The 9,825-nt window shown below is 62.1% G+C and carries 9 protein-coding genes; 5 read left to right on the forward strand and 4 right to left on the reverse strand.

The window, feature by feature from the left end; translation table 11 throughout:
• Nucleotides 1-129: 129 nt before the first annotated feature.
• On the reverse strand, nucleotides 130-342 hold the full coding sequence (locus NKG60_RS31890; RefSeq protein ID WP_023678332.1) for a cold-shock protein: 213 nt from the start codon (nucleotides 340-342) through the stop codon (nucleotides 130-132).
• A 300-nt stretch (nucleotides 343-642) separates the two neighbouring features.
• On the opposite strand from NKG60_RS31890, the gene NKG60_RS31895 reads away from it, so the two are divergent.
• Entirely contained in the window at nucleotides 643-969 is a 327-nt protein-coding gene (locus NKG60_RS31895; RefSeq protein ID WP_352669603.1) for a hypothetical protein, read from the forward strand.
• Nucleotides 970-1,020: 51 nt separating this feature from the next.
• Here NKG60_RS31895 and NKG60_RS31900 read toward each other — a convergent pair whose 3' ends face one another.
• Nucleotides 1,021-1,590 carry a methylated-DNA--[protein]-cysteine S-methyltransferase gene (locus NKG60_RS31900; RefSeq protein WP_352669605.1) on the reverse strand — a complete coding sequence of 190 codons (570 nt, stop codon included), beginning with the start codon at nucleotides 1,588-1,590 and terminating at the stop codon, nucleotides 1,021-1,023.
• Nucleotides 1,591-1,797: 207 nt separating this feature from the next.
• On the opposite strand from NKG60_RS31900, the gene NKG60_RS31905 reads away from it, so the two are divergent.
• From NKG60_RS31905 to NKG60_RS31920, 4 genes are all read left to right on the forward strand, one after another.
• Nucleotides 1,798-2,574: a transglycosylase SLT domain-containing protein gene (locus NKG60_RS31905; RefSeq protein WP_352669607.1), complete on the forward strand. Its 777-nt coding sequence runs from the start codon at nucleotides 1,798-1,800 to the stop codon at nucleotides 2,572-2,574.
• Entirely contained in the window at nucleotides 2,567-3,055 is a 489-nt protein-coding gene (locus NKG60_RS31910) for a GNAT family N-acetyltransferase (protein ID WP_352669610.1), read from the forward strand. Before NKG60_RS31905 ends, NKG60_RS31910 begins: the two co-directional genes overlap by 8 nt.
• 343 nt (nucleotides 3,056-3,398) lie before the next feature.
• Complete coding sequence (locus NKG60_RS31915; protein ID WP_352976661.1) at nucleotides 3,399-3,782, forward strand: DUF6152 family protein; 384 nt, start codon at nucleotides 3,399-3,401, stop codon at nucleotides 3,780-3,782.
• Nucleotides 3,783-4,247: a DUF6644 family protein gene (locus NKG60_RS31920; protein WP_352669615.1), complete on the forward strand. Its 465-nt coding sequence runs from the start codon at nucleotides 3,783-3,785 to the stop codon at nucleotides 4,245-4,247.
• A 189-nt stretch (nucleotides 4,248-4,436) separates the two neighbouring features.
• Here NKG60_RS31920 and NKG60_RS31930 read toward each other — a convergent pair whose 3' ends face one another.
• Together NKG60_RS31930 and carB are read right to left on the reverse strand one after the other, a co-directional pair.
• Nucleotides 4,437-5,852 carry an AAA family ATPase gene (locus NKG60_RS31930; RefSeq protein ID WP_352669681.1) on the reverse strand — a complete coding sequence of 472 codons (1,416 nt, stop codon included), beginning with the start codon at nucleotides 5,850-5,852 and terminating at the stop codon, nucleotides 4,437-4,439.
• A 129-nt stretch (nucleotides 5,853-5,981) separates the two neighbouring features.
• Complete coding sequence (gene carB, locus NKG60_RS31935; RefSeq protein WP_352866277.1) at nucleotides 5,982-9,485, reverse strand: carbamoyl-phosphate synthase large subunit; 3,504 nt, start codon at nucleotides 9,483-9,485, stop codon at nucleotides 5,982-5,984.
• Nucleotides 9,486-9,825: the final 340 nt, after the last annotated feature.

Here is a 9,825-nt window from a genome sequence, read left to right on the forward strand (position 1 = left end):
GGCCGCCAGCATTGTGGTGTTTGGGGTTGGGGGGGTCTGCCGCGCGGGCGCGCTGCTCGCGCCACCGCCATAACATCGGGCTCTTGCCGCGCCCCCGGGGCTAGCGCCCGGGGCGCGCCATTCGCAAAATCAGGCTGCCTTGCTCAGAGATCCAGCGGACGACTTGCCAGTGCGGCGGTCCTGCTCGATCTCGAAGTTGATCTTCTGGCCTTCGACCAGGGTCGACAGTCCAGCACGCTCGACTGCGGAGATGTGGACGAAAACGTCCGCGCCGCCGCTGTCAGGCTGAATGAAGCCGAAACCCTTGGTGGAATTAAACCACTTGACCGTACCTGTTGCCATTTCGATAGTCCTTTACGTTTGCTTTAGTTTGACTGGACCGAAACCCAGCCGGTTTGTATCGAGATTTTGGAGATAGAACGTCAGCAAACGCGAATATCGCGAGGCCCGGATCGATCGGCCGAAATATCAATGGACGGCATATAATATGCTTTCGTGCAAAAAACAAGACAGGGCGGAAAATGGCGCGGCGGCAACGCTGCCCAACGGCCGCCCCAATCGCGTGAGAGCGTCGTTGTTGCGCGCCTGACGCGGGAGGACCGCGCCGGCTTCGGGCGCGACCGGGTTTTGGGGAGAGGGGCCATGAGAATCGTTCTGCTTGCCGCTTGCCTGACGCTGGTGGCCGCCGAGGCGCAGGCGGTCTCGCGCTACGACCCGACCCGCATGAGCTGCGGCAAGGTGCAGGCGACGATTGCGCGCGAGGGTGCGGTCATCCTGCGCTACAGATCGGCGCGCGTGCCGGGGCTGGCGCTCTACGACCGCTACGTGCGGAGCCAGCAATTCTGCGACATTGGCGAAGTCAGGGCGCGGGCCTCGGTGCCGAGCGCCGATACGAATTCCTGCACCGTCTACAAATGCAAGCGGGTGGAGATCGACCGCCGCTTCCGCCGGCGCCTGCTTCCGGATTAGGAGTTGAGACGACGGGCCGGGATGTCGGCATCACCTGAACATCGATAAACCCTAGAACCCGAACGACACCTGCGCCGGCGGCGGCGGGCCGACGCGCACGCCTTCCATGGCCAGCATCTTTTCCTTGGTAGCCGAGCCGCCGGGGGCGGAAAAGCCGCCGATCTTGCCGCCGGCGGCAAGGATGCGGTGACAGGGGATGACCAGCGGCACCGGGTTGGCGCCGAGTGCGGCGCCCGTCTCACGCGCCAGCCCGGCATGGCCGGCGCGTTTGGCCAGTTCGCCATAGGTGGTGGTTTCGCCGAAGCCGAGCTTTCGCGCCGCGTCATAGATCGCCAGGCGGAACTCGTCGACGCCGCTGAGATCGACCGGTACGTTGGAGAAATCGATGTCCTCGCCGGCGGCATAGGCCTTGATCGAGGTGGTCAGCTCGGTAACCCATTGCGGCTCGGGCTGTGCTGCCTGGTCGGCGGCGGCATGGCGCAACAGCCGGCGCTCCACCGCGTCGCGATTGCGCTGCGGCAGGCAGAGCCGGGTCAGTCCGGCATCACTCCAGGCGATGCCCATGAAGCCGAGCACGGTTTCGAAGACCGCGTGGCCGGTGGTGGCATGAGAGGCGTCCATGGCGTGCTCCTTTCCGGAATCCTTCGAAGTACAAATCCAGAACAATATCGCATTTCCCGGCCCGGCTCGCCACCCGAAAACCACCGTCTACCGCGGATTGCCCGGGGAAAGATGCTGGTGTAAGGACTTCTTAACACCCGACGAACCGGACCCGAGCGCCGCTTGCCAGCAAAATTCCTCTTTCCCGTCCTAGCGGCGGTGTTGGCCGTGGCTGCTCTCAGTGGTTGCACCTCGACTTCGCCGGTGACCCCGGCGCCGGCCTTCACCGAAAACACGGCCAACACCGATGCCGGCTTCACGCTGGCGCTGCCCGACACGGTTTCGGTGCTGCCGGAGCCGTCCGGCGTCGCCCAGGTGGCGGCGCTGCCGATCGAGCCGGCCGCCGCCTTTGCCGGGCCGACGCCGCTGGCGGCAACTACCCCCGCCGTCATGACCGCCAATGCCCAGCCAGTCGCCCCGACACCCGCTGTCGCCATGCCGGTCACCGAACAGACCGCAGCCATGCCCGGCGTTCAGCCGGTTTCCTACACGGTGCCGCAAAACCCGGCCGTTCTGGCCGCGACCGACCCCACCGAGGGCCAGTCGAATGCCGGCGCCCGCAGCGAGATCGAGCGGCTGATCGAGAAATATTCCGCGCTTTACCAGGTGCCGGTCGATCTGGTGCGCAGCGTCGTCAACCGCGAGAGCACCTTCAACCCGAAAGCCTACAATCACGGCCATTGGGGGTTGATGCAGATCAAGCACGCGACGGCGCGTGGCATGGGCTATGACGGACCGGCGAGCGGCCTGTTCGACGCCGAGACCAATTTGAAATATGCGGTGAAATATCTGCGCGGCGCCTGGCTGGTGTCGGGCGGCAACCCCAAGCGCGCCGACCGGCTCTACCAGAGCGGCTATTACTATGACGCCAAGCGCAAGGGGATGCTGGGCGAAACCGGCCTCGGCAGCGACAGCCTGCGCCGCCGCATGCAGCCCGATGCCTGAGCCGCGCCCACCGGCGCCAAACGACATCCGCCTGCGCAAGATCCTCGACGACACGCTTCTGGCGCCGCGCTGGCCGGAAGGTTTTTTCATGCGCGCCTTCGAAGCCGCCGATGCACTCGCCTTGCATGCGCTGTTGACGGCGGTGTTCGACGACGGCGCCGACGGGCCGTTCGACCAATGGTGGCCGCGCATTTCGGGCGACGCGGAATTCGACCCGGCTTTGTGTTTCCTGGTCATCGACCGCAAGGGCCGGCTGGCGGGTGCGGCGCTCTGCTGGACGCGGGCTTTCGTCAAGGACCTTGCGGTCCACCCCGAGGCGCGCGGCAAGGGCATCGCCGAAGCGCTGATGCGGCACGCGTTCGCGGCGTTTCATGCAAGGGGCTCGGCGCATGTCGACCTCAAGACCAATACTGTCGAGAACGCGGCTGCGGTGCGGCTTTATCAGCGGCTGGGGATGATCGAGGTGGATTGGGCGGGGTGAGGGGCGGCGATCGCCTCGGTAAGTGCGGCGATGCTCAGCGGAGGCTGCGACGCTCGAAGGTAACGGCATGGATCCTAGGGTCTCCGCGACGTCGCTTCGCTCCTGCTCCGCCCTAGGATGACGAAGGGACGTGGCATAAGGCCAATCGCGGACGTTGGAGATTGGCTGGAAACCTCCCCTCGCTTCGTCATCCCAGGGCGGAGCGAACGCGAAGCGGAGCGCAGACCCTAGGATCCATGCCGTTTCCATGGCTGTGGAGCGCTGCGACCCAAAAGGCCCTCATGTGGTTTGACGCTGCCGCGCGCTGACCTACCCTTTTATGCCCGAACCGAGGAGACGAGCGATGCTGTCACCTTTCAACCGGAGCGTCACGCTGCCAGCGGCGGTGATGCTTGTCGCCGCCACCGCGGCCTATGCCCATCATGGCTGGTCGTGGACGCAGGACGGGTTCTTCGAACTCAAGGGCAAGATCATAGCCATCTATGTCGGCAATCCGCATGCCACGCTGGATGTCGACGCCGAGGGCGAGGTGTGGCGGGTGGAGATGGCACCGCCCTCCCGCACCATTGCCGCCGGCTTCACCGAGGAGGTTGCCAAGGTCGGCGACGACGTGACGGCGATCGGCCATCGCTCGCGCGACGAGAGCGAAAAGCGCATGAAAGCAGTCCGCATCATCGTCGGCGGCAAGACCTATGACGTCTATCCCGACCGCGTGCCGCCGGCCTGAATGGACGGGCTTTTCGCCGGCATCGAGCAACTCGCTTTGGTGCGGGGACTGAAGGCCTCCTTCGTCGCCTACCCCATCGTCAATGCGCTGCACATCATGTCGATCGGCGCGCTGCTGACCAGCGTCTGGCTGATGGACCTCAGGGTCCTCGGCGCCTTCCGCGCGCTGCCGCAGGCGGCGTTCGTGGCGCTGCTGCGCCGCACCGCATTGGGCGCGTTCGCCGGTGCGCTTGTCACGGGGTCGCTGCTGTTTTCAGTCAGGGCGAGCGAATATGCGGCGATGCCGATCTTCCTCGCCAAGATGGGGCTTATCCTTCTCGCCGGCATCAACTTCCTCGTCTTCATACGCCGCGCAAAAGACGGTGACGAGCCGGCCGGTGGGACCGTCACCATCCTGGCTGTGCTCTCGCTGGTGCTGTGGACGTCGGTGCTGTTTGCGGGGCGGTTTATTGGTTTTCTGAACTGAGGCGAGCGTCGGCACTGGCGTTCGCAAGGTGCGGGATGGCGCGTCGCAGACCGAGGCGTCGCTGAAGGAGCTGAAATACTGCCTGGGTCAGCAGGCACCTCGCTGACGCGCAGCTTTGTGCCGGCGGCTCCATGGCCGATGGAGTTTGTTATCGAGATCGAGTGTGTGGCTGTGGCGTGAGGGGGTGGTTCACGCGGCTTGAGGCTGCTGAGCAAGACCCAAGATGAGGTCTCTCACTTTCTCGCCGAGATAGTCGGACAGGCTTCCCGGCGCGACTGGACCTTTGGCAGGTTTGCCATTGGCGAGTGCAGCGATCGCTCGTCCGACAAGAACTTCCCACGGCTTATTGGACATCAAACCCACCAAAATATTTCGGATGGACTTAAGATCGTGGACCTTTCGATCAAGGCCACCATCAACAAACTCCTGCATGGCTGCATAGTATTGATGGTCCTGGTTCACCTTTAACCAACTTCCGATGAGTGTTTCCAAACCTGGCCAAGTGACTCCTGTGCTAGCAAGCACTTCGTCGCTAAGCATTAGATTCTCTGCCGCTCGACACGAAAGTCGCATTCGAACCACGTGCCCAAAATCGTCAATTTCAGCGGGTTGGAGGTCCCTGTCTCGAAGTGAAAAAGCTTTCGCATTGTCATAAACAGCTTCGATCACGTTGTTCACTTCCGTTTCAAAATCCGCGAAGTGGGCTCCGCCATCGATGGCGCACGGATAGACCCGAATGCGACCATTAGAAGACCTAACGGCCTGCTGCCACACCCGCTCATCATCCTCTCCCTCGATCAGTAGGATCGGGGCTTCGTTGAAAACATTGGATAGGGGATGTGCGCCGAAGATTGGAAGGATACTGCGGTCAACATCCGACACCGGTTTGAATGAAAGTTTTGTATCCTTTCGCCTCATAAATGCGATGTTAACGTCGGCTCGTGAAGATAAACTTGACACCAGCGCAGTGCTATGAGTTGCTATGATTAATTTGACTGGCTTTGCTTTTACAATCTTTACCAAGAACTTAGCCAATCTGTCCTGAAGGTCTGGGTGAAGATGGGCGTCTGGTTCGTCGATAAACAGCAAATTAGCCTTGTCTTGCTGTGCCTCGGAGACGAAAGACAAAAATTCTATTCCGAGAGAAACCAGCTCAGATTCACCGCTACTCAAGCTCTCAGAGGTTATCGCCGCATCAGTCTCTTTGTCTTTGATCAAAAAGGCTTTAGATTTTTCGCGTTCGATTCGCACTCGATCGAGGAGGGTGTTTATTTGGTCGACCGTTGCATCGAACGTTCGGGGTGTATATCCAAGCTTTAGTTGGTCTTTCTCGATAGCTCTAAGCTCAAGTAATTCAAGCTGCCTGAATAAGTACGCGCTCTGTTGCCTAAAATTCTCAGACTGATTTTTCCGCCTATTATCGCTCATCCAATTCAAATTATTGATGATGGCTTGTTCAATTCCCGCTTCGTAAGAGACGAAGCCCCCTCTCTCCGGGCTTATGTATCTGGTATTTCCAATTGTTCCGATAGATTTCACATGCTGTTCGACATTCTTAAGCAGGAAGCTCTTTCCGCACCCATTTTTTCCTAAAATAATGTTGATATTTGAGAGGTTCTCAAGGGAAAACCCGAAGTTCCATTAATATTCATTTTCGATCTCAATCCGGATAGTCAATTCTATGGATGGCTAGAAAACGATATCAATTCTCTCCGATATTTTATGATACAACGCTCAAGAAAAATACTCCTGCAGCGGCCGAACCTCTAAACTCCCCGCCTTCAGCGCCGCAATCGCCTCAGCCACCGCAGCCGCGCCCGACAGCGTCGTGTAATACGGCACCTTCTGCATCAGCGTCGCCCGGCGCAGCGATTTGGAGTCCGACACCGCCTTCTGGCCGTCCGTGGTGTTGAAGACGATCTGCACCTGGCGGTTGCGGATGGCGTCCTCGATGTGTGGGCGGCCTTCCAGCACCTTGTTGATTTTCTCAGCGGCGACGCCGTTTTCGGCGAGGAAGCGGGCGGTGCCCGAGGTGGCGAGCACCTTGAAGCCCTGGCCGGCGAGGCGCTTGACCGCCGGCAATATGCCTTTCTTGTCTTCGTCGCGCACCGAGACGAACAGGGTGCCGGAGCGCGGCAGGTCGACGCCGGCGCCTAGCTGGCTCTTGGCGAAGGCGAGCGCGAAGTCGCGGTCGAGGCCCATGACCTCGCCGGTCGAGCGCATTTCCGGTCCGAGCAATATGTCGACGCCGGGGAAGCGGGCGAAGGGGAACACCGCTTCCTTGACCGCGATGTGGCCGGGATTGCGCGGGTCCGGCATGGCGCCGTAATGGGCGAAGGCGTCTTCCAGGCTCTCGCCGGCCATGATGCGGGCAGCAATCTTTGCAATCGGACGCCCGATGGTCTTGGCGACAAAGGGCACAGTGCGTGATGCGCGCGGGTTGACCTCCAGCACATAGACCGTGCCGTCCTTGATCGCATATTGCACGTTCATCAGGCCGCCGACATTGAGCGCGCGGGCAAGGGCGGCCGTCTGGCGCTCGAGCTCGTCGACAAGCTCCGAAGGCAGCGAGTGCACCGGCAGCGAGCAGGCCGAGTCGCCCGAATGGATGCCGGCTTCCTCGATGTGTTCCAGGATGCCGGAGACGTAGGTCGACCTGCCGTCGCAGAGGCAATCGACGTCAACCTCGATGGCGCCTGACAGATAGGTGTCGAACAGAAGCGGGTTCTTGCCCAAGAGCGTGTTGATCTGGCCGGTCTTGTCGTTGGGGTATTTCTGCTTGATGTCCTCCGGTACCAGGCCGGGCACGGTGTCGAGCAAATAGGATTGCAGCATGCTCTCGTCGTGGATGATCTGCATGGCGCGGCCGCCGAGCACATAGGACGGGCGCACGACCAGCGGGAAGCCGAGCTCGCCGGCGACGAGGCGGGCCTGCTCGACCGAATAGGCGATGCCGTTCTTCGGCTGGCTGAGGCCGAGCTTGTGCAAAAGCTTCTGGAAGCGGTCGCGGTCCTCGGCCAGATCGATCATGTCGGGCGAGGTGCCGAGGATCGGGATGCCGGCCTTCTCCAGCGCATCCGCCAGCTTCAGCGGCGTCTGGCCGCCGAACTGGACGATGACGCCGACCAGTTCGCCGGACGCCTGCTCGGCGCGCAGGATCTCCAGCACGTCCTCCGGCGTCAGCGGCTCGAAATAGAGCCGGTCGGAGGTGTCGTAGTCGGTCGACACGGTCTCCGGGTTGCAGTTGACCATGATCGCCTCGAAGCCGGCGTCACGCAGCGCAAAGGCGGCATGGCAGCAGCAATAGTCGAACTCGATGCCCTGGCCGATGCGGTTGGGGCCGCCGCCGAGGATGACGACCTTTTTGCGCGAGGAGACCTGCGCCTCGTTGGCTAGCGCACCGGCAAACGGCACCTCATAGGTCGAGTACATGTAGGCGGTAGGCGAGGCGAACTCGGCGGCGCACGTGTCGATGCGCTTGTAGACGGGATGAACGTCGAGCTTGTCGCGTATCTTCTGGATCTCTTCGACATCCTTCCTGACCAGCGACGCGAGGCGCGCGTCCGAAAAACCCATCGCCTTCAGCATGCGCAGATTGGCGGCGTCCTCCGGGATACCGTGCTCGCGGATGCGATCCTCCATGGCGAGGATGCCGGCGATCTGCTCGAGGAACCACGGGTCGATCTTGCACATGGCGTGCACGTCTTCCAGCGAGGTGCCCATACGGATCGCTTGCGCCACCATGCGCAGCCGGTCGGGCGTTGGCGTGCCCAGAGCGGCGCGGATAGCGTTGCGGTCATCGACATGGCTGGCCGGCGCGTTCCCGTGGCCGATGCCGGGGATCTCGATCTCGTCCAGACCGGTCAGGCCGGTCTCCAGCCCGCGTAGCGCCTTCTGCAGCGACTCCTGGAAGGTGCGGCCGATGGCCATGACCTCGCCGACCGACTTCATCGAGGTGGTCAGCACCGGCTCGGCGCCGGGGAATTTCTCGAAGGCGAAGCGCGGGATTTTGGTCACGACATAGTCGATGCTCGGCTCGAACGAGGCCGGCGTGGCGCCGCCGGTGATGTCGTTCTCGAGCTCGTCCAGCGTGTAGCCGACGGCGAGCTTGGCGGCGATCTTGGCGATCGGAAAACCGGTCGCCTTGGAGGCCAGCGCCGACGAGCGCGAGACGCGCGGGTTCATCTCGATCACCACCAGGCGGCCGTCGGCCGGGTTGACGGCGAACTGCACGTTGGAGCCGCCGGTCTCGACGCCGATCTCGCGCAGCACCGCGATCGAGGCGTTGCGCATCATCTGGTATTCTTTGTCGGTCAGCGTCAGGGCAGGGGCGACGGTGATCGAGTCTCCCGTATGCACGCCCATCGGGTCTATGTTTTCGATCGAGCAGATGATGATGCAGTTGTCGGCCTTGTCGCGGACGACCTCCATCTCGTACTCCTTCCAGCCGAGCACGCTCTCCTCGATCAGCACTTCGGTGGTCGGCGAGGCGTCGAGGCCGGACTGGACGATCTCGTAGAATTCGGCGCGGTTATAGGCGATGCCGCCGCCGGTGCCGCCCATGGTGAAGGAGGGGCGGATAATGGCGGGCAGGCCGACATGGTCGAGCGCTTGTGCTGCGATCGCCATGCCATGGCTGATATAGCGCTGCTTGCGGTCGCCTTCGCCGAGGTTCCAGCGCGTCTCCAGCGCGTCGAGCGCGGCGTCGAGATTTTCGGGCTTCTCGGCCTTCAGCGCGGCGCGCTCGGCTTCATGCGTCTTGCGGTCGGCGTTCTTGACGTCGGTGGCGTTGGCCAGCATCGACTTCGGCGTTTCCAGGCCGATCTTGTTCATCGCCTCGCGAAACAGCGCGCGGTCCTCGGCCTTGTCGATGGCGTGCGCGTCGGCGCCGATCATCTCTACTTGATAGCGGTCGAGCACGCCCATGCGGCGCAGCGACAAAGCGGTGTTGAGCGCGGTCTGCCCGCCCATCGTCGGCAGCAGCGCGTCCGGCCGCTCCTTGGCGATGATCTTGGCGACAACTTCGGGCGTGATCGGCTCGATGTAGGTGGCGTCGGCCAGTTCCGGGTCGGTCATGATGGTGGCCGGGTTGGAATTGACCAGGATGACGCGAAAGCCCTCTTCCTTCAGTGCCTTGCAGGCCTGGGTGCCGGAATAGTCGAACTCGCAGGCCTGGCCGATGACGATGGGGCCGGCCCCGATGATCAGGATCGACTTGATGTCGGTGCGTCTTGGCATGTCGAGGTCCGTTCGGCGGGCGGCTTGCACAAAAAGCCGGACGGGATGACCCGGCCGGTTGTGCTCGCGATTCTGGTATCAGGCTAGGAGGGCCTTATAGGGAAGAGTTTTGCCGGATGTAACCCCGAAAATGAGGCAGTAGGGCAGTAGGGCAGTAGGGCAGTAGGGCAGTAGGGCAGTAGGGCAGTAGGGCAGTAGGGCAGTAGGGCAGTAGGGCAGTAGGGCACTAGGGCAGAGGTTCGGGCGCCCTTTAAAAAAAAACTGCCCTACTGCCCTACTGCCTTATTCCCTAACCCAGCCAACTGATCCGTAATCTCGAAGCGCTCGGAAGCACCGATAC

The organism is Mesorhizobium sp. M1428 (assembly GCF_040317515.1).
GTDB lineage: Bacteria > Pseudomonadota > Alphaproteobacteria > Rhizobiales > Rhizobiaceae > Mesorhizobium.

Coding starts and splice junctions, on each gene's coding strand:
- NKG60_RS31890 (WP_023678332.1), bottom strand. CDS start 342: ATGGCAACAGGTACGGTCAAGTGGTTTAATTCCACCAAGGGTTTCGGC.
- NKG60_RS31910 (WP_352669610.1), top strand. CDS start 2,567: ATGCCTGAGCCGCGCCCACCGGCGCCAAACGACATCCGCCTGCGCAAG.
- carB (WP_352866277.1), bottom strand. CDS start 9,485: ATGCCAAGACGCACCGACATCAAGTCGATCCTGATCATCGGGGCCGGC.
- NKG60_RS31895 (WP_352669603.1), top strand. CDS start 643: ATGAGAATCGTTCTGCTTGCCGCTTGCCTGACGCTGGTGGCCGCCGAG.
- NKG60_RS31915 (WP_352976661.1), top strand. CDS start 3,399: ATGCTGTCACCTTTCAACCGGAGCGTCACGCTGCCAGCGGCGGTGATG.
- NKG60_RS31900 (WP_352669605.1), bottom strand. CDS start 1,590: ATGGACGCCTCTCATGCCACCACCGGCCACGCGGTCTTCGAAACCGTG.
- NKG60_RS31920 (WP_352669615.1), top strand. CDS start 3,783: ATGGACGGGCTTTTCGCCGGCATCGAGCAACTCGCTTTGGTGCGGGGA.